The organism is Huijunlia imazamoxiresistens, from assembly GCF_037132455.1.
GTDB classification, from domain to species: domain Bacteria; phylum Bacteroidota; class Bacteroidia; order Chitinophagales; family Chitinophagaceae; genus Flavisolibacter; species Flavisolibacter imazamoxiresistens.
The window spans coordinates 232,595-252,457 of record NZ_JBBBEI010000008.1; the positions used below are offsets into that span (position 1 = coordinate 232,595).

Below are 19,863 nucleotides of genomic sequence, written 5' to 3' on the forward strand. Positions count from 1 at the left end.
CATGAATCAATCCTTCGACCCTGAACACCACTTTTCCAACACCGCTTTTGACACTGCGCAGTTCTTCAGCCTTTCCATCGACCTGTTCTGCATTGCCGGTACGAACGGCTACTTTAAAAAGGTCAATCCCGCTTTCTCCGCCCTCCTGGGTTTTACCGAGGAGGAGCTGCTGGCCCTACCCTTTATGGACCTGATACACCCTGACGACCGCCATAAAACCCAATTGGAAAGCCATGCTGTCCGCCAGGGACAGAAATCGGGGTCCTTTGAAAACCGGTACCGGACAAAAACAGGGGAATATATCTGGCTGTCGTGGTCGTCGACCCTGGTGGAAAAGGAAGGACTGATCTATGCTGTGGCCAAGGACATTACGGACAAAAAGAGGAACGAGCAACGGCTCAAGGAAGCCTGCGACCGTTATGAAACGCTGTTCAACAATGCGCCCCTGCCCCAATTGATCTACGAGCTGGAGCACCTGCGCCTGGTAGACGTGAACGATGCCGCCGTCGGGCATTATGGCTACAGCCGCGAGGAATTCCTCCGCCTGACGCTGTACGATATCCGGCCCCCCGAAGACCACCCGGCCTTCCACCGGACGGCCCGGCGCCTGCGGACCGAAAAAGGCACCCTCCGGCTGATGGGCACCCACCTCAAAAAAAACGGCGAACAAATAAAAGTGGAACTGATCACCACCCGGGTCGATTACCAGGGCCAGCGCGTCCGGCTGACGACCGTCAACGATATCACCGATAAAATCAGGCTCCAGGAACGGCTGACGCGGCAAAAGGTCCAGGAGCAGCGCAAGATCACCCAGACCTCCCTGGCCGCCCTGGAAAAAGAACGGCAGCATATTGGCAAGGAGCTGCACGACAACGTGAACCAGGTCCTCGCCAGCACCAAGATGTTCCTGGAGCTGGCGCTGGTACGGCCCGACATCTGCGGTTCCCTGCTGGAAAAATCCATTGAGCAGATTGCCCGGGCCATGGAGGAGATCCGGCTGCTTTCCCGCTCCCTGGCGGCGCCACCGGTGCGGGAAATCGGGCTACTGAGCGCCATACAGAACTCCCTGCAGCCCTACCTGCTGGCCAATAAATTTGCCGTCCACCTGTCCACCGAAGGCGACCTGGAACAGCTGCACCCCGACATCCAGTCGACCGTTTTCCGGATCGTGCAGGAACAGATGAACAACATCAGCAAGCATGCCGAAGCCGCCAACGTATGGCTGCACCTGGCCGCCGGCCCCGATGCGGTGGAGGTGCGCCTGAAGGACGACGGCAAAGGCTTCGACACCTCCGTGGTGGGAGCGGGCATCGGCCTGAAGAACATCCGCAGCCGGGTGGCCCTGTTGCAAGGCAACGTCTGGATCCAGTCGCAGCCGGCAGAGGGCTGCACCCTTTCCGTGTTCCTTCCGCGCCAGCCCCAATAAAAAAAGCGGCCCGAAGGCCGCCTTTTTTTATTATAGGAAGTTATGTACTTATTTGTACTGGGCGATGATGCTGTTTGCCAGCTCCACCATCTTCTTCACACCGGCTTCGGGCAGGTTGCCTTTCTTGAACTCAGCCAGTACATCGGGCAGTTTGTTTTCCATTTCCAGCAGGAATTGTTCTTCAAACTCGCGTACTTTCCTCACCGGCACGTTGCGCAACAGGCCCTGGGTACCCAGGTAAATGATGGCTACTTGCTTTTCTACGGAGAAGGGAGAATACTGGGGCTGTTTCAGGATCTCCACGTTACGGGCACCTTTGTCCAGTACCAGCTTGGTAGCGGGGTCGAGGTCGCCACCGAACTTGGAGAAGGCTTCCATCTCGCGGTAGAGGGCCTGGTCGAGCTTCAGGGTACCGGCTACCTTCTTCATGGATTTGATCTGGGCGTTACCACCTACGCGGCTTACCGAGATACCCACGTTGATGGCGGGACGGATACCGGCGTTGAACAGGTTACCTTCCAGGAAGATCTGGCCATCGGTGATGGAGATCACGTTGGTCGGGATGTAGGCGGATACGTCACCGGCCTGGGTTTCGATGATCGGCAGGGCGGTCAGCGAGCCACCACCTTTTACCAGGTGACGGATGCTTTCCGGCAGGTCGTTCATTTCCTTGGCCACTTCGTCGTTGTTGATCACCTTGGCGGCGCGCTCCAGCAGACGGCTGTGCAGGTAGAATACGTCACCGGGATAGGCTTCGCGGCCGGGCGGGCGACGCAGCAGCAGCGACACCTCGCGGTAGGCTACGGCCTGCTTGGACAGGTCATCATAAATGATCAGGGCCGGGCGTCCGGTATCGCGGAAGAACTCACCGATGGCAGCACCAGCGAAGGGAGCGTAGAACTGCAGGGGAGCGGGCTCGGAAGCGGAGGCGGCTACGATAACGGTGTAGTCCATGGCGCCGGCATCGGCCAGGGTCTTCATAACACCGGCGATGGTGGAGGCTTTCTGGCCAATGGCTACGTATATGCAATACACAGGCTTGCCTGCGTCGTAGAACTCTTTTTGGTTGATGATGGTATCGATACAGATGGCGCTCTTACCGGTTTGACGGTCGCCGATCACCAGCTCACGCTGACCACGACCGATGGGGATCATGGCGTCGATGGCTTTGATACCTGTTTGCAGGGGTTCTTTAACCGGCTCGCGGTAAATTACGCCCGGGGCTTTACGCTCCAGGGGCATTTCGTAACGCTGACCGGCGATGGGGCCTTTACCGTCGATCGGTTCGCCCAGGGTGTTGACTACGCGGCCAACCATGCCTTCGCCAACTTTGATAGAGGCGATCTGGCCGGTGCGGCGTACTTTGGCGCCTTCCTGGATCACACCCATTTCACCCATCAATACAACACCTACGTTGTCTTCTTCAAGGTTCAGGGCAATAGCGCGCACACCGTTTTCAAATTCCACCAGTTCACCATAACGAACATTACCCAGGCCGTACACACGGGCAATACCGTCACCTACCTGGAGTACCGTACCTACTTCTTCCAGGTCGGCAGAGGCGTTGAAGTTGCTCAACTGCTGACGCAGTATGGCACTTATCTCATCTGGTTTAATTTCTACCATGATTTTTATTAATTATAAAGTAAAGTTGAAAAAATTGTTAGTTGAATAGTTGTTCCTTCACGAAAAAAAAGGCCGCAGCCCTTTTCTTACCTGATATTATAAATAAAATCGTTGTTCTGGAACTGGCGTTCGATTTCCTTCAGGTCGTGGGCAATGGAAACGTCGACCATCTTGTCGCCGGTCTGGAGTACGAAACCGCCGATGAGCTTTTCGTTCACGCTGGTCTCCAGGTCGAGGTTCTTGATGTTGCCGGCTTTCTTCACCTGCTCCACGATGGCGTTCTTTACCGCTTCGCTGATGGGAGCGGCGGTGGTCAGCTTCACCGTGCGGATGCCTTTGATGTCCTTGTATTGCTGGATAAAGGCGGTGATGATCTCGGGCAGGGCCGATTCGCGGCTTTTATTGACCAGCAGCTTGGCAAAGGCGGCCGTCAGGGGGCCCACCTTGGTGCCCATCACGGCCGTCAGGATCTTTTCTTTCTTGTCGGCGCTGATGATGGGGCTGCGCAGGAAGTTCAGAAATTCGCGGTTGCTGCGGGTAATGTTCTGCAGCAGCACCATGTCGGCATAAACTTTTTCCAGCTGGCCCTGTTCCTGTGCCAGGTCGATCAACGACTTCGCGTACCTTGCTGCTAAACGTGGATTAAGCATTTTTATGAAATTTCAGGGACCGGCCTTTCGAGCTCAAGGCACAAGGGTTGGTTCTTGTGCCTTGAAATGCGGTGCCGGGTCCTGGTTGATTAATTTAATTTCACCTCTCCTACCAGGCCTTTGATGTGGGCTTCCTGGGCTTCCGTGGTCGACAGCTGCTTGCGCAGGATCTTTTCGGTCACCTCGATGGCGAGCTGGCCTACCTGGTTTTTCACGTCGGTTAGGGCTGCCATTTTCTGGGCCTGGATAGCCTGCTGGGCTTCAGCGATGATCTTGGAAGCTTCGGCTTTCGCCTGCTCCTTGGCTTCGTTTACAATGCGGTCTTTGGTTTCGCGGGCTTCTTTCAGCATCACGGATCTTTCTTCGCGGGCCTTGGCCATCAGTTCTTCGTTCTCGCTTTTCAGCTGGGCCATCTCCGCCTTTACGCGCTTGGCGCTTTCCAGCGAATCGGCAATGGTACGTTCGCGCTCGCCCAGGGAAGCCAGAATGGGTTTCCAGGCGAATTTGCGGAGGACAATCAACACAATAATGAACGCTACCAGCGTCCAGAAGATCAAGCCCAATGCGGGTGTGAGCAGACTCATATGATAATTTCTAGTTTAAAGATTCGTTTTGCAAGCGGCTTCGGGTTGCCCTTCCACCTCCATTCGTTTGTTTTCAATACTGTTGCCAAACCGGGGGTTTGGAAGTAACGGCACCCGTTCGCCCTGTGCTTGGGGTGCCGTTAGCTTTTTTAGTTGGCCTATACGAACATTGCCAGGATACCGGCAATTACGGCAAACAGACATACACCCTCGATAAAGGCTGCAGTCAGGATCATGTTTGCACGGATGTCGTTAGCAGCCTCCGGCTGACGGGCGATAGATTCTACCGCGCCGCGGCCGATTTGACCGATACCGATACCAGCGCCGATTGCAGCGATACCTGCACCTAAAGCGCCACCAGCATTAGCCCAGGCTACAGTGCTCAACAAAACAGTGATTAAATCCATAATTGTGCTTTTATAAATGATTAATGAAAAAACGTTGATTAGGCTCCGTATACGGGTTCGTCGTGATGTCCGTGTCCGTGGTCGTCGCCGTGGTGGGCCTCTTCAATGGCCTGGCCGATGAATACCGACGTCAGGTTGGTGAAGATGAAGGCCTGGATAAAGGCTACCAGGATCTCGATGAAATAAATGAATACGGAGAAGCCGATGGAGATCACCGAGAAGCCGGCGCCTACACCTTTGCTCAGGTTACCGAAGATGAAGATCAGGGAGATCAGACAGATGATGATGATGTGACCGGCCAGCATGTTGGCAAACAGACGGACGATCAGGGCGAAGGGCTTGGTGAACATGCCCAGGATCTCTACCGGGATCATGATGGCTTTCACGCCGCCGGGAACGGGCGGGTTGAAGATGTGGCTCCAGTAGTGCTTGTTACCGCTGAAGGTGATGACCAGGAAGGAGATCACACCCAGCACCAGCGTAAAGGCGATGTTGCCGGTTACGTTGGCCGATCCGGGGATCAGGCCGAAAATGTTGTTGATGAGGATAAAGAAGAATACGGTCAGCAGGTAGGGCATGTACTTCAGGTACTTATTACCCAGGTTGGGCTTAGCCACCTCGTCACGCACAAACGTGATCACCGGCTCGATCGCATTCTGGAAGCCTTTAGGAGCGGTAGTCACGCCCTGGCCTTTGCTGTATTTTTTAGCGACGTTGATCATCACCACTACCAGCACGATAAGGGCGAGGATCATCTGCACGACGTTGCGGGTCAGCGAGAAGTCGTATACCTGCACGCCTTCTTCTACCGGAACCACCTTGTTTTCTACCAGGCGGTAGCCGTCCACTTCCTCGTGTCCGTGGTGGAAACGGGCGGAGCTGAAGGTAGAGAGGCCTTTCTGGGGCGAGTATAAGATTACGGGCAGGGGCAGGGTGGCGTGGTGCTCCTGGCCGTCGCTGCCTTCGTAGGAAAAGAAGTGAAATTCGTGAGCATCCAGAACGTGTCCGAAGATAACTTCGTTGGCATCGAATTTGTTTTCTTCATGAGCTTCTTCGCCCCCTTCCAGATGAACCTGCTCTTCGTGGGCAGTTTCGCCTTCGTGGTGTTCCTGGGCAAATGTAGGAGAGCCGAAAGTAAAGCTGATTAAGCTGAAAGCCGCTACCAACAAGCGTTTCACACGTTTAGAGATCATATCCTGTTTTGAAATTTGCCGCAAAGATAAGGAAGCACTGTTGATTTAATGTGCAGAATTTGTTCTTTAAACAGATAATTCTGACCCTCGCGCTCTGCCCTTTCGGGATTCGTCGCCCCACCCCAACATTGTCAGAATGACGGGAAAATCTCTGCCATAATAGTTTTTTCATTAATGCTATATATTGGCAATTACTACCCCAATAACCGACCCGTTTCTATTTTTTCGTTAATTATTTCTTTTCTTTAAGAGAAAATACCCCAGACAGATAAGTAAACGAGTAACATTTAATAAAAATTTCATGCAACTACGGCCCACCCCGCACACCCCATCCATCCTGCCCGGCTACCGGGAAGTGCAGGATCGTGCAGGACAGTGCCGGCGGTCCGTTCAGACCAGCGTTTGCTTTTTGTCGAACTGCATCTGGTGCAGCTTCGCGTAAAAGCCGCCCTTTTCCAGGAGCTCGCTGTGCGACCCGACCTCCTTCACCTCGCCCTTGTCCAGCACGATGATCTTGTCGGCCCGCTGGATGGTGGAGAGCCGGTGGGCAATAATAATAGAGGTACGGCCGGCAATAAGGGTATGAATAGCCTTTTCAATCAGTAGTTCGCTTTCGGTATCAATGGAAGAGGTAGCCTCGTCCAGGATCAGGATGGAGGGATCGTACAGCAGGGCCCGGATAAAGGACAGCAGTTGCCGCTGGCCCAGCGAAAGGGTGGCGCCCCGCTCCATGACATTATAATTATAGCCGCCGGGCAGGCTCATGATAAAGTCGTGCATGCCGATCAGCCGGGCCGCCTCCTCCACCCGGGCGGGGGAAATGTCGGGGTTGCGCAGGCTGATGTTGTCCATGACCGAACCCGAAAACAGGAAGACGTCCTGCAGCACCACGCCGATATTGCGGCGCAGCCGGTCGAGCCGGAAGTCCTCCACCGGCACGTCGTCGATGCGGATCTGGCCTTTATTGATCTCGTAGAGGCGGTTCAGCAGGCTGATGATGGTGGTCTTGCCGCTACCGGTATGCCCGACGATGGCTACCGTCTGCCCGGGCTCCACCACGAAGCTGACGTCTTTGAGCACATACTTGTCGCCGGTATAGGCAAACCACACCCGGTCGAAGTCGATCTTTCCCCGCAGGGAACCGGCAGGCGCATAGGCCCCTCCGGCCGCAGGCGGGATAAAGTCGTCGTTGTCGAGCACCTTGAACACCCGGTCGCTGGCGATGATGCCCATCTGCAGCACGTTGAACTTATCGGCGATCACCCGCAGCGGGCGAAAGATCAGGTTGAGGTACTGGATAAAGGCCACCAGGATGCCGGCATCCAGCCGCTGCCCCGAGCCCCACCAGACGATCAGGCCCATGGAGGTGGCCAGGATGATCTCCACCACGGGAAAAAAGACCGAATAGGCGAAGATGGCGTGGATGTTGGCATTGCGGTGCTCCTTGTTGATCTGGCGGAACTTGCCGAATTCCTTTTCCTCGCGGGCAAAGGCCTGCACGATCTGCATGCCGGTCAGGTGTTCCTGCACAAAGGCGTTGAGGTTGGATACGGCATTCCGCACGGCATGGAAGGACTTATTGACGCTTTTGCGGAAATAATGGGTGGCCAGCAGCAGTATGGGAAACGGGATGAGGCACACCAGGGTCAGGCGCCAGTCCATCCACACCATCACCCCCAGCACGCATACGATGGAGAGCAGGTCGGCAAAGATGGGGATGAGGCCGTCGGAAAAAATATCGTTCACCCGCTCGATATCGTCCACCGTGCGGGTAGTGAGGGTGCCGATGGGGGTGCGGTCGAACTGGCGCAGGTTGAGGTGCAGCACCTTTTTATAGACGGTCACCCGTAAATCTTTCACCACCGACTGGCCCAGCCAGGAGGTGAGAAAGGAAAACCAGAACCGAAGGCCGGTTTCCAGCAGCAGGAACAGGATCTGGATAATCGTAATATTAATGACCGCCTGGGCGACATTGTTGCGGATATATTTATCCACGGTCAGCTGGATGAGGTAGGGGCGGATGGGGGTAAAGGCCGCCAGCACAATGGCCATGAATACGGACAGGTAGAACCTGTTTCGATAAGGCCGGGCAAACTGGAGTACTCGTTTTAATAGCTGGACATCGAAAAAGCTCTTGGATGGATTACTGCTCAAATTAAGTTCCTCTTCTTTAGTTCCGCGAAGGTAAAAAGTTCCTGAGTTTCTGAGTTCCTAAGTTCCTGAGTTAGCGTCACTCCGGGTTGTATTTTCTCGGCAGGTGCCCCTTAACTCAGGAACTTAGGAACTCAGAAACTCAGGAACTACTCAGCTTATTCATTCGCCAGGTTCTCGCCCATCTGGTTCGAATAAGCTTTAATAAAGATGGCGCCCAGGTTTTTGTGCGGCGGGATATAGTCGCCAAAGCCGTCTTTGACGCTGACCATTTTGCCGAACTCGTGCCAGAAGGGGATCCAGTCGATATTGCTGCCGGTGCGGAGCTTATCCATCAGCAGGTCCAGGAAGGGCTCGTTGATGACGGTTTTACCGATCTGCTTCGAGGCAATGATATGGGCGTCCGAGGCGTGGGTCAGCACGTCGTGGATCAGGTGGAAGCCGCCGCAGGAACCCAAAAAGACGATCTTGGCCGAGGACGGGATCTTGGCGATGGTGGACGGGGCGAAGTAGCTGTGGCCGCGGTGCACGATCACGGTGGGCTGCACGCCGTTCTCCTCCAGCCAGCTGCACAGGGCCTTCTGGGCCTTTTCGTCCTGGTCGTCCTCCTGGGGCAGGGGTTTGTTGACGTAAATGACGATGGGCTTGCCCTTCGTCGAGCTGATGGTCACCCACTGGTCGGTGGGATTGGTCACGATGTTCCAGCCGGCATTGGAGAATTTGGGAATAAAGCGCTTATAGTTGAACACGCCGTCCTCGTCGCCGTAAAAGAACACCTGCATCACTACTTTCTGCTCTTCGTTGGCCAGGGAATTATAGGACACCTTGTACACCGGCGGGATGCCGAACTCCTGCGACAGGTCGACGTTGTTGGAGGTATCGGCCGACAGGAACAGCTTGTACAGCAGGTTGTACATGACGGCGCCGCGGCGGTTGTTCTGCTGCTGGTTCTTTTCGAAGTTGGACTTGGTGAGGTTCAGCACGAACTCAGCCAGGGGCTTGTTGTGCTCAGCTATGCTCACGTAGCTGTCGGCCACGTCCACCCCTTCTTCCAGCCCGGCCGATTTTTCCAGGCCGTTGACAAAGGCGGTCATCAGCTGCTGGGCATCGCCTTTTTTGGCAAAGGTGTTCAGGAAGCCGTTGAGGGTGTTGTAGGCCGCCGCCATTTTGATGAATTTCTTAAAATGGTCGAACCGCACGCTGAGCATCAGCGAGTCGCCGTGGTTGCCGATCTTGGCCATCATCTGGGGGTAGACGCCCCGGGTATAGCTGGAGGTATAGATCTCTTCCTCGCCGAAAACGATCAGGTAGTACAATTCCTGGGCAGTCAGGGGCTGCAGGATCTTGAAGCGCACGGGGTCCAGCTCTTCGTGCAGGCCATTGATGGTGCGGATAAAGACGTCCTTGCCTTTTTTGGCCAGCATCTTGGTCAGCGCCTGGAGCTGGTAGATGGTATCCTTGGCCTGGAGGCGCTGGACATAGTCCAGGCGGGTTTTCACCAGCAGGCGGTAATAAGCCAGGCTGTCGTTTTTCACGGCATCGATTTCGTCGAAGGTGATCTTGCCTTTCAGGATGTTGTCCAGGAAGGGCAGGTAGATCTGGCCGCTGCCGCCGCTGGTGGCCATGCGGGAAATTGTTTTAACGATCGGATCGTTGAGCTTACGAATGGCGTAGCCCAGCTTGTTGCTGGCCGCGGCATAGTCGTACAGCTGGTTGGGATATTTATAGGCGGCGATCAGGATCAGGCTGTCCCGGAACGGCAGGTCGGGGTTATCCTTTAAGGTATACAGGATCTTGTCGGGATTGGCGATGCAGAATTTGCGCAGCACTTCCTGCTTGATGGCCAGGTAGCCGGGGTTGGCGTCGAAGGCCCGGCTGCCCACGAGCAGGTCGCCGACCACGTCGTTGTTGCGGCTGATCATGTCGGCAATGGACTCGCCGCGCTTATCTTTATTGATGGCCACCTCGTACAGGTTAATGACCGAGGGCCAGATATTGGCGTTCATGCTGCGGCCTTTTACCCGCTGGGTGAAGGTTTTGAGCATGTTTTCCATGCCCCGCAGGTATATCAGCTTTTTGTTATGGGCGATGGTGCTGTCGTATTCGATCTTGTACTGGAGCCGGTCCACTTTCTTGGTCAGGGCGTCGGTGATCATAAAGTTCACCTCCTCGTCGGGGCCGTTGTAAAAAAGGTGGTCCATGCGGCCGTCGGCATCCAGGGCTTTTTTCTGCTGTTGGTCCACGTAGCTGTGAAAGAGCTGCCGGCTGATATGGGGTTTAAAGTTTTTCAGATCCTTGTCCTTCGGTTCCTGGGCCTGGGGGTACAACCAACCGAAAAGCAGGATGCTGGCGAACAGGGTTCGTAAAGTTGCATGCATGGGGCTCATAGTACAAATTTAATACCGTGGAAACCACTATAAGGTAAAGCAAAATCTTAAAGATTTATAAGATCGTCGCTAAAGCACCAACGCTACAAGCTCAGCAAAGATTGCTCCACCTTAGAAAAATTGCCAATTGGCAATAAGCACTGGGCAATAGGCAATAGACAATGGGCCCTCCTTTACGGAAATGATGAACGCTTCCTGGCCCGGATTCTTGCCAATTGCCTATTGCTTATTACCAATTGGCAATTTGTTCATGCCAATGAATTCGTTACAGGTTAAGAAATTATTAACTAATCCCCTTTCCGGCCTTTTTCCTGTAGGTTTGCCCAAACATCCCCACCATGAACATGAGCACCGGAAGAATCCTGATCGCCGATGACGAGCCGGACATCATTGAGATCCTGAAATACAATCTGTTAACGGAAGGATACGACGTGGTGACGGCCATAGACGGCGATGACGCCATTGAGAAAGCCAAGCAGGCGTCGCCCGACCTGATCATCCTGGACATCATGATGCCGAAAAAATCGGGCATGGAGGTTTGCGAGATCCTGCGGGCCCAGACCGCCTTCAAAGATACCTTTATCATGTTCCTCACCGCCCTGAGCGATGACGCCACCCAGATCCGGGGCCTGACCACCGGCGCCGACGACTACATCAGCAAGCCCATCAGTCCGAAGGTTTTCCTGAGCAAGGTCAACTCCATGTTCCGCCGCATCCACAAGGAAGAGACCAAGGCCGTGACGGTCAGCGGGCTGAAGATCGACCCCGAACGCTACGTGGTGGAATACGAAGGAAAGGATTTCGTGCTGGCCAAGAAGGAATTCGAGCTGCTGTACCTGCTGGCCTCCAAACCCGGCCGGGTATTCCTGCGCAACGAGATCCTCAGCCAGATCTGGGGTAACGACGTCATCGTCGGGGACCGCACCATCGACGTCCACATCCGCAAGATCCGCCAGAAACTCGACCTCGACTGCATTACCACCGTCAAAGGGGTCGGTTATAAGTTTGAACTCTGAGAAGTTCCAGAGTTTACAAGTTCACGAGTTCCAAAGTTGGCGTAACGCCGCCGGGAAGTAACCTGCAGGAACGCCAAACTACAAAAGTCTTGAAGACTTTTGTAGTTTCCTCTGAGCTCCGGAACTGAACTTGTGAACTCGTGAACTTGTGAACTCGTAAACTCTAAAGAAGCTGATGCTCGATAAAGAAAATTTGTCCCCCCGCCAACTCTCCGCTCTTACCGCCCTGATCCTGTCGGTGCCGGCAGGCCTGTTCGTTTTCTTTCTGAGCGGCAAATGGTCTTGGGCAGGGGGCGCCTTCGCGGTCTTTTTCATGGGCAGCTTCGCCCTGATCCTCGCCATCTTCCAGCGCTTTATCTACCGGAAGATCAAGCTCATCTATAAATTCATCTACCAGACCAAGGCCAACCGCAAGGAAGAGATGTACTATAAATATATCCTGCCCCAGAAAAGCATTGAAGACGTGCGGGAAGACGTGGAAGCCTGGGCCGAGCAGCGCAAAAAGGAGATCGAGGTGCTGAAACGGAACGAGTCGTTCCGCAAGGAATTTTTGCAAAACCTGTCGCACGAGTTCAAAACCCCGGTCTTTGCCATCCAGGGCTATGTGGACACCCTGCTGGCGGGCGCCATGGAGAACCCCGACGTGAACAAGCGCTTTTTGGAAAAGGCCGGCAAGAACGTCGACCGCCTGGTACACCTCATCCAGGACCTGGACGAGATCTCCAAGCTGGAACGGGGCGAGCTCCGCCTGAGCAAGCAGACCTTCGTCATCCAGGACCTGGTGCGGGAGGTTTTCGAAAGCCTGTCACTCAAGGCCGAACAGCAGCACATCTCCTTTTCCATTAAAAAAGGGTGCGAAAAACCCATGGCCGTGTTTGCCGACAAGGAAAAGATCCGGCAGGTCATCATCAACCTGGTGGACAACTCCATCAAGTACGGCCGCATCAGTGGCCATACCACCGCCAGCATGTACAATACCGACGACAACAACATCCTTATCGAGATTTCCGACGACGGCATGGGCATCCCGGAAAAGAACCTGAACCGCATTTTCGAACGCTTCTACCGCTCCCCCGAAGGGCGCAACCGCAGCATTACCGGTACCGGCCTCGGGCTGGCCATCTGCAAACACATCATCGAGGCGCATGGCCACGGCATCCACGTGCGCAGCAAGGAAGCCGTCGGCACCACCATCGGCTTTACCCTCGACGCCAAGGGATAGGCCTTTAACCTTTCCATAAACCTGCCATAACCTTCGCTTCATACTCCCGGACGTTCTTTGAAGAAGCCTCCCTTGGAAGGCCCTAACGAATTGCGCTAATAAGATACTGCATGATACATGTCAACGATTTCGGGAAGAACTTCTTCTGGGGCATCGCTTCATCGGCCTGCCAGACGGAAGGCGGCTACATCGAGGAAGGAAAAGGCTTATCGATCTGGGATGTCTTTTCGTCCCTGCCCGGCACTACTGCCGGCGGCCACCACCCGCAGGTCTCCTGCGACTTCCACAACCACTACCTGCACGACATCCTGCTGCTGCACTACCTGAACTGCCGCCACTTCCGCTTCTCCCTCTCCTGGCCCCGCATCTTCCCCAACGGCACCGGCGGCAGAAACGTAGCCGGCCTGGACTTTTACGACCGCATCATCGACTTCTGCCTGGAAATGGAGATCGAACCCTGGATCACCCTCTACCACTGGGACCTGCCCCATGCCCTGGAACGGGAAGGCGGCTGGACCAACCGCAACATCCTGGACTGGTTTGCCCGCTACGTGGAGACCTGCGCCCGGCGCTTCGGCGACCGCGTAAAGCACTGGACCGTCCTGAACGAACCGGTGGTCTTTACCGGCGCCGGCTACTTCCTGGGCACCCATGCCCCGGGCCGCAAGGGCCTGACCAACTTCCTGGCCGCCGCCCACCACGCGGCCCTCTGCCAGTCGCTGGGCGGGCAGGTGCTTAAATCGGTGAACCGCAACCTAAAGGTGGGCACGGCGCTTTCTTCCGTCCAGTTCGAGCCGGCCGACGACAGCAAAACCGCCGGCGAGGCGGCCCTCAAAGCAGACGCCCTGTTCCACCGCCTGTTCCTGGAACCCCTGCTGGGCCTTGGCTACCCCTTCGGGGAACTGGACTTCCTGCACCACCTCGAACCCTTCCTGCGCCCCGAAGACGAAAAAGCGCTCCGCTTCGACATGGACTTCTTTTGCCTGCAGCACTATTCCCGCGAGGTGGTCAAATACAGCCGCGTCATGCCCTACCTCCACGCCCGGATCGTAAAGGCCGCCGACCGCAAGGTGCCCCTGACCGCCCGCCACCGGGAGATCCGCCCCCAGAGCATCTACCACCAGCTGAAACGGTTTGCCGCCTACCCCCAGGTCAAAAGCCTCCTGGTAGCCCAAAACGGCGCTACCTTCGACGACAGCCTGCACAACGGGCAGGTGCAGGACGAGGGCCGCATCCGCTACCTGAACGCCCACCTCGAACAGGTGCTGCGGGCAAAAAAAGAGGGCGTACCGGTACACGGCTTTTTCCACCAGGGCCTTACCGACAGCTTTGAATGGACCGCCGGCTACCACCACCGCAACGGCCTGGTATACGTAGACTACCCCACGCAAAAGCGCACCATCAAAGCCTCGGGGCATTTTGTAAGGGCCTTTTTGGGGGAAGCGAGGGAAAAGTTTACGGGTTCACAAGTTCACGAGTTTACGAGTTGAGTTCCTGAGTTCCTGGGTTAGAAGTTTGTTCCCTGATTCCCAATATCCCAATGAACCAATTCCTTATTCCTCCACGCGGTCTTTACACACAGTTGACATTGGCTTAACTCTGCGGTAACGTGGGGCCTGCAATTTCGCGGCCATCAAACCAATTGTATGAATAAGAAGTTCGCCACTCCCCTGGTGCTGTGCACCCTGGGGGCCACCCTCGCCCTGGCCTATGCGTGCCGCAAGAATGATGATGCGCCCTCGACAGCTGCCGGGTCCGCCCTTCCCCAGGTCCGGAACTATTCCGCCACCCCTGCCCTGCTGAAAAAGCTTTCCGGCTTTGAAGGACTGGAATTGTTTACCCTCATCAGCAGCGAAGACTCCCTGCCCAACTTCCGCTTTGGCGGCTCCGCCGACGGCGCCGGCTTCATTAAGGCCCAGAACGACAGCGGCTTTATCATGATGGTCAACAACGAGGATAACTACGCCGTTTCCAAACTGTACCTCGACAAGAACCTGAAGCCCTTCAAAGGCGAATACGCCCTGAACTCCGACGGCGGCCAGTGGCGCCTGTGCTCGGGCACCATGGCCACTCCCGCCCGCCACGGTTTCGGCCCCATGTACCTGTCGGTAGGTGAAAGCAGCGCCGAAGCCATGGTGCACGCCCTGGACCCCTACGCCAGCTTCTCCACCCCCAGCACGCCCCGCGGCCTGCCCGGCCTGGGACGCTGGAGCGGCGAAAACGCCGTGCCCCTGTACAAGGAAGCCTACCCCGGCAAGACCGTGATCCTCACCGGTGAGGACGCCTCCGATGCCAGCGGCGGCCAGGTAGCCCTGTACCTGTCCCATTCGGTGGGCAACCTGGATAACGGCACCCAGTACATGATGAAGCGCGTGGACGGCAACACCAAAGAAACCGACATGGCCGCCGGCACCGCCTACGACGTGGAATTTGTGAAGGTGGACAACCATAAAACCATCACCGGCGCCCAGATGCAGGCCCTGGCTGCTCCCCTGCAGGCCATCAAGTTCGGTCGGGTGGAAGATATCGATACCCGCAAGGGCAGCGCCGCCAACTACCGCGAGATCTATTTCAACGTGACCGGCCAGGACCCCGTGGGCGTCAATGCCGACCGCTCACGCACCGTCATGGGCCGCGTGTACAAGCTGGTGCTGGATGCCAGCAACCCCCTGAAAGGAAAGCTGACCTGCATCCTCGACGGCGACAACGACAACGGCCCGGCCCGCGACTTCCAGAACCCCGATAACCTGTGCGTGACCACCAACTACGTATACATCCAGGAAGACTCGAACACCTACGGCTCCGAAGACCACGACGCCTACATCTACCAGTACAACATCGCCACCGGCGAGCTGAAAAAGGTGCTGGAACTGGACCACCGCAGGACCGCCCCGGATGCTGCCAAATACAACGTAGGCGGCACCTCCGCCAAAGGAAGCTGGGAGTACGGCGCCCTGCTCGACGTATCGGAAGAAACTGGCCTGGAAAACACCTTTGTGCTGTGCGTACAACCCCACTCCTGGACCGATGCCCGGTTTGCCGGCGTGGACGGCGGCAGCAAACGCCTGACCGAAAAACAAGGCAGCGAGATCGTTCTCATCAAGGGCCTGCCCCGCTAAATACTTCTTTAATCCATACCCTGTGACCTCCTCCCCCGGCATTTCTGCCGGGGGTTTTCCTATAATAGGGCCTACTTGACAAGCTTCCGGTAATTCGGTAAATTTAAAGACCGGGAAAAGCGGAAAGTGGCGGGTTACACCCGGAAAATCAATCCCAAACACGCTAATACCACTCAACCATGAAAAAAATGCGGTTGCTCTTCTGCGTTTGCCTGGCAGGAGCTATTGCTATCGCCAGTTTTGGCCGCACCAAAAAGCTCTCCACCGAACAACTGGTGATCCGGCAATACCAGCAGGACCTTACCCTGCTGACCCGGGAAGTGACCCTGCTCACCCAGCTGGCCGAAACCGGCGCCGGGACAAAGCAGGTACAACTTCAGTTTAAAAAGACCCGGACCGCCTATAAAAAGATCGAATGGATGGCCGAGTACTTCAATGCTTATACCACCAAATTCATCAACGGACCGGCCATTCCCGAGGTTGACCCCGAGCAAAAGACCACCATTATCGAACCGGAGGGTTTCCAGGTAGTGGAAGAATACCTGTTCCCCACCTACGACCGGAGCGGCAAGGCGGCCATCATCCAGCAATGTAAAATCCTGAAATCGAATATCGGCCGGCTGCGCAACAATTCGGATTACCTCCAAACCTCCGGCGCCTACCTGTTCGACGCCCTGCGCCTGGAAGTGTTCCGCATCATCGCCCTGGGCATTTCCGGCTTCGATTCGCCGGTAGCCCGCCACAGCCTGCCCGAAGCGGCCGCCAGCCTGCAGGCCCTGGAGCAGGCTTACTCCTTTTACCGCGAAGAGGTAAAAAAGGCCGACCCCGAGCTGGACCAGAAGCTGGAGGCCACCTTCCGGCAGGCGCAGGCTTACCTGCAGCAACACCGGGACTTCAACAGCTTTGACCGCATGCAGCTGATCACCCAGTGCCTGAACCCGCTCTCGGAGCACCTGCTGGCGGCGCAGCAGCAACTGAACTTCCCCGTGTTCAAGGAGCCCCGCGCCATTCGTGCCGGCGCCAAAACCCTGTTCGCCAAGGGCATTTTCAACGCCAACTATTACCTCCCCAATATCTCTGAAGTAACGACGGCGGACAAGATCGCCCTGGGCAGGGCACTTTTTTACGACAACAGCTTATCGGCCGACGGCAAAAGAAGCTGCGTCACCTGCCACCAGCCGCAGAAGGCCTTTACCGACGGTTTGCCCACCAGCATGTCGGTGCACGGCAAACCGCTCCAACGCAATGCCCTCTCACTGGTGAATGCCGGGCTGCAGCCCTCGCTGTTCTGGGACAACCGCGTTGCTTTCCTCGAGGACCAGATCAGGGAGGTGGTGGAAAACAAAGAAGAAATGGGCGGCTCGCTGGAAAAAGCGGTGCGACAGCTCAATCAACGGGAAGAATACAGGAAACTGTTTCAGAAGGCATACGGCGATACCGCCACGGAAGACGCCATCAGCAATGCGATCGCTTCCTATATCCGTTCGCTTACTTCGCTGGATGCCCCATTTGACCAATACATGCGTGGCGATTTTTCCGCAATGACCCCCACGGAAATCGAGGGTTTCAATTTGTTCATGGGAAAAGCCAAATGCGCCACCTGTCATTTTGTTCCTCTTTTCAACGGCTCGGTGCCGCCGCAATGCGACAAGATCGACGCCGAGATCATTGGCGTGCCGGCCACCGCCGATACGGTGAAGCCCCGCCTGGATAAAGACCCGGGGAAATACAATGTTTTCAAGATCGAGCTGCACCGCCATGCCTTTAAAACACCCACCCTGCGCAACATTGCGCTGACGGCTCCGTACATGCACAACGGCGTGTTCCGGACGTTGGAAGAGGTGGTGGAATTTTATAACCGTGGCGGCGGCGCCGGCATGGGCATGAAGATCGAAAACCAGACGCTGCCCGAAGACCGGCTGCACCTGACCGCCCCGGAAAAGGGTGCCCTGGTAGCCTTCCTGAAAACGCTTACCGATACCAGCTACTCCCGGTAACCGGCCCTGTACTTTTTGCCGGGGAGAAACAAAATAAAAAACTTCTGGCAAGCAATTTGCCATTACTAGAGTATTCATATGGCAAGCAATCGTTAACGCCTGTTGTTTCTACAACGGGCTTTTTTTTATGCTAAGAGATAAGGAGCAGGCTTGCAAATGCCAAAGAGTTTCAGGGAATACTTTGATGCGCACAAATCCCACCAGCTCATTTTAGCGAAACAATCATAAACCTGGTAACGACCTTTAAGACTGTCATGCCGAACGCAGATCCCGCCCCGCCTCAGCGGGGGAGGCATCCCCTCGATGCCTGAAAAGTCTTTTTCTGGAACAATAAACCCCTCCTTCGAAATGAAATGATCCTCCCTTCCCGAGGGGATGCCTCACTGCGTTCGGCATGACAGTCTTAAAGGTCGTTACCAGGTTTATGATTGTTGCATCCAAATGAGTCCTCAGGATGACAGCCTTAAACTTGTTCGTGAACGTAAAGCCAGCCCATTGGTCCTTGTCAGAGGGACCATCTACCCGGTATAACGAACCAATTTCAATACATACTCTTTATCTCTTTCCCCTCTTTTCCTCTTAGCAACAAAAAGGCCGCCCCGCACAGAGCGGAAGCGGCCTGAATGAACCACAATGAAGGGCGTTGGTTAGTTGAACTTTGTCCAACCTTTCCACCAGGTGGCATCTTCGCCTGCGGCAGCAATAGCGCCACGGAAGGTTACGGACTTCATGCCACTCAGCTTGGCATCGGCAAAGCTGGCGCCGGTAGCCGCAGCGGATGTTCCGAAAGGCGAATAGTCAGGGTTGGTGTACTGGAACGGATTAACAAAACGGGCATCATCCACTTTGGAATAGATCGTATTCCCAAAGAAGGGCGTGTTCAACCAGGTCAGCATGTCGGCATCGGTCTTTCCGGAAGGAGTAGAGGTATTGGCAGCATATTTCACGGCGGCATCGCAGCCCGCAATGATGGTGTTGCGGATCCGCAGCGAGCTGTCGGCAATATTCAGCTCGGTAAAGCGGCCCTTGCTGCCGTCGATCAGCACGCCAATGGGCCAGCCCAGGATCACCGAGTTGAAAATGGAAATGGAAGAATTGCGGCGGATCTGTACGGCAGCCAGATAGTTGCTATTGCCGGTATTGCCCAGGGCGGCCTTGGGCCCGATCAGCGTCAGGTTGCTGAACACGGCGCTGGTCTGCGGCGTCAGCGAAGTACCGTTGGCATCGTTGTCGCTTTCCATGGCTTCGGATTTCGAAATATCCGCTACCGAAGAATCGCGTACGACCAGGCCGAACTGCACCTTGCCGCTGAAACCGTTGTCGGTATCGAAGTCATCGTCCTGCGTACGGTAAGCGATCAGGTAAGAGGCATTCACGCTGCCGCCAAACCATTCGAAGGCATCGTCCTTGGCATAGCTTACCTGTACGTGGTCGATCCGGGTTTTATTGCCCACGCCACCCAGGGTAAGGCTGTTGATCTCTTTATCGGGCAGGAAGGCGTAACCGGCATACTCGATCCGCACATACTGCAGGGCGCCTGAAGAATCGGTATCGTCGGTGCCGCCATACAGGCCGTTGCCGTCGGCATCGTTCACGCCGCCTTCGATCTCACCCAGGCCGGCCTGGCCGTTGTACGAAGCATTGACTTTAGCTTTTCCCAGGATCACGATCCCGGCCCAGTCGCCGGCATGCGGCGAAGCAGCGCTGGAGGTAAATACGATGGGCTTTTCGGCAGTGCCCCTGGCATTGATCCTGGCACCCCGGGTGATCACCAGTCCGCCCACTTTGCTGGCGGTATAAGCGCCTTTGATGGTGGTGCCGGGCTCGATGGTCAGGGTGGCATTGTTGGTCATGTACACCATGCCTTCCAGCAGGTAGGTGTTATTGGCTCTTAGTACCGTGTCTTTATTGATCTTCCCGGTAAGGGTAATGGTCTGGCCGGTGGTATTGTTGCTGCCACCAGGGTTGTTGATCACAATGGTTTCGCCGTCTTCAACGATCTTACGGCAGCCGGAGGCGAACAGGGCGGCGGAAATTGCGCATAAAAATATCTTCTTCATACTTGTGGTTTTTGAATGGATGCTT

14 protein-coding genes are annotated in these 19,863 nt (G+C 55.7%); 6 read left to right on the plus strand and 8 right to left on the minus strand.

The window, feature by feature from the left end; genetic code table 11:
* Position 1 precedes the first annotated feature (1 nt).
* Complete coding sequence (locus V9K67_RS12515) at positions 2-1,426, plus strand: PAS domain-containing sensor histidine kinase (RefSeq protein ID WP_336722907.1); 1,425 nt, start codon at positions 2-4, stop codon at positions 1,424-1,426.
* A 48-nt stretch (positions 1,427-1,474) separates the two neighbouring features.
* Here the strand turns inward: V9K67_RS12515 and atpA are convergent, their stop codons facing one another.
* The 7 genes from atpA to V9K67_RS12550 form a co-directional block, all read right to left on the minus strand.
* Complete coding sequence (gene atpA / locus V9K67_RS12520; RefSeq protein ID WP_336722908.1) at positions 1,475-3,052, minus strand: F0F1 ATP synthase subunit alpha; 1,578 nt, start codon at positions 3,050-3,052, stop codon at positions 1,475-1,477.
* A gap of 86 nt (positions 3,053-3,138) precedes the next feature.
* Positions 3,139-3,702 (minus strand): ATP synthase F1 subunit delta, encoded by a 564-nt coding sequence (gene atpH, locus V9K67_RS12525; RefSeq protein ID WP_336722910.1) that lies wholly within the window; start codon positions 3,700-3,702, stop codon positions 3,139-3,141.
* An 89-nt stretch (positions 3,703-3,791) separates the two neighbouring features.
* Entirely contained in the window at positions 3,792-4,286 is a 495-nt protein-coding gene (gene atpF / locus V9K67_RS12530; protein WP_336722913.1) for a F0F1 ATP synthase subunit B, read from the minus strand.
* Between the two features lie 158 nt (positions 4,287-4,444).
* Positions 4,445-4,693, minus strand: coding sequence for an ATP synthase F0 subunit C (gene atpE / locus V9K67_RS12535; RefSeq protein WP_336722916.1), 249 nt, complete (start codon positions 4,691-4,693; stop codon positions 4,445-4,447).
* A 38-nt stretch (positions 4,694-4,731) separates the two neighbouring features.
* Positions 4,732-5,886: a F0F1 ATP synthase subunit A gene (gene atpB / locus V9K67_RS12540; protein ID WP_336722919.1), complete on the minus strand. Its 1,155-nt coding sequence runs from the start codon at positions 5,884-5,886 to the stop codon at positions 4,732-4,734.
* 390 nt (positions 5,887-6,276) lie between these two features.
* On the minus strand, positions 6,277-7,938 hold the full coding sequence (locus V9K67_RS12545) for an ABC transporter ATP-binding protein (RefSeq protein WP_336722922.1): 1,662 nt from the start codon (positions 7,936-7,938) through the stop codon (positions 6,277-6,279).
* 257 nt (positions 7,939-8,195) lie between these two features.
* Positions 8,196-10,424 carry a hypothetical protein gene (locus V9K67_RS12550; protein WP_336722925.1) on the minus strand — a complete coding sequence of 743 codons (2,229 nt, stop codon included), beginning with the start codon at positions 10,422-10,424 and terminating at the stop codon, positions 8,196-8,198.
* Positions 10,425-10,768: 344 nt separating this feature from the next.
* Here V9K67_RS12550 and V9K67_RS12555 point away from each other — a divergent pair, with 344 nt between their 5' ends.
* The 5 genes from V9K67_RS12555 (at position 10,769) to V9K67_RS12575 (ending at position 17,778) form a co-directional block, all read left to right on the plus strand.
* The gene (locus V9K67_RS12555; RefSeq protein WP_336722927.1) at positions 10,769-11,440 is read left to right on the plus strand and encodes a response regulator transcription factor; all 672 of its coding nucleotides are present in this window, start codon (positions 10,769-10,771) and stop codon (positions 11,438-11,440) included.
* Positions 11,441-11,615: 175 nt separating this feature from the next.
* Positions 11,616-12,662, plus strand: coding sequence for a sensor histidine kinase (locus V9K67_RS12560; protein WP_336722929.1), 1,047 nt, complete (start codon positions 11,616-11,618; stop codon positions 12,660-12,662).
* A gap of 110 nt (positions 12,663-12,772) precedes the next feature.
* Positions 12,773-14,152 carry a glycoside hydrolase family 1 protein gene (locus V9K67_RS12565; protein ID WP_336722930.1) on the plus strand — a complete coding sequence of 460 codons (1,380 nt, stop codon included), beginning with the start codon at positions 12,773-12,775 and terminating at the stop codon, positions 14,150-14,152.
* 156 nt (positions 14,153-14,308) lie between these two features.
* Entirely contained in the window at positions 14,309-15,781 is a 1,473-nt protein-coding gene (locus tag V9K67_RS12570) for an alkaline phosphatase PhoX (RefSeq protein WP_336722933.1), read from the plus strand.
* Between the two features lie 179 nt (positions 15,782-15,960).
* Complete coding sequence (locus V9K67_RS12575; RefSeq protein ID WP_336722934.1) at positions 15,961-17,778, plus strand: cytochrome c peroxidase; 1,818 nt, start codon at positions 15,961-15,963, stop codon at positions 17,776-17,778.
* A 647-nt stretch (positions 17,779-18,425) separates the two neighbouring features.
* On the opposite strand, the gene V9K67_RS12580 is transcribed toward V9K67_RS12575, so the two are convergent.
* Positions 18,426-19,838 carry a hypothetical protein gene (locus V9K67_RS12580; protein WP_336722937.1) on the minus strand — a complete coding sequence of 471 codons (1,413 nt, stop codon included), beginning with the start codon at positions 19,836-19,838 and terminating at the stop codon, positions 18,426-18,428.
* Positions 19,839-19,863: the final 25 nt, after the last annotated feature.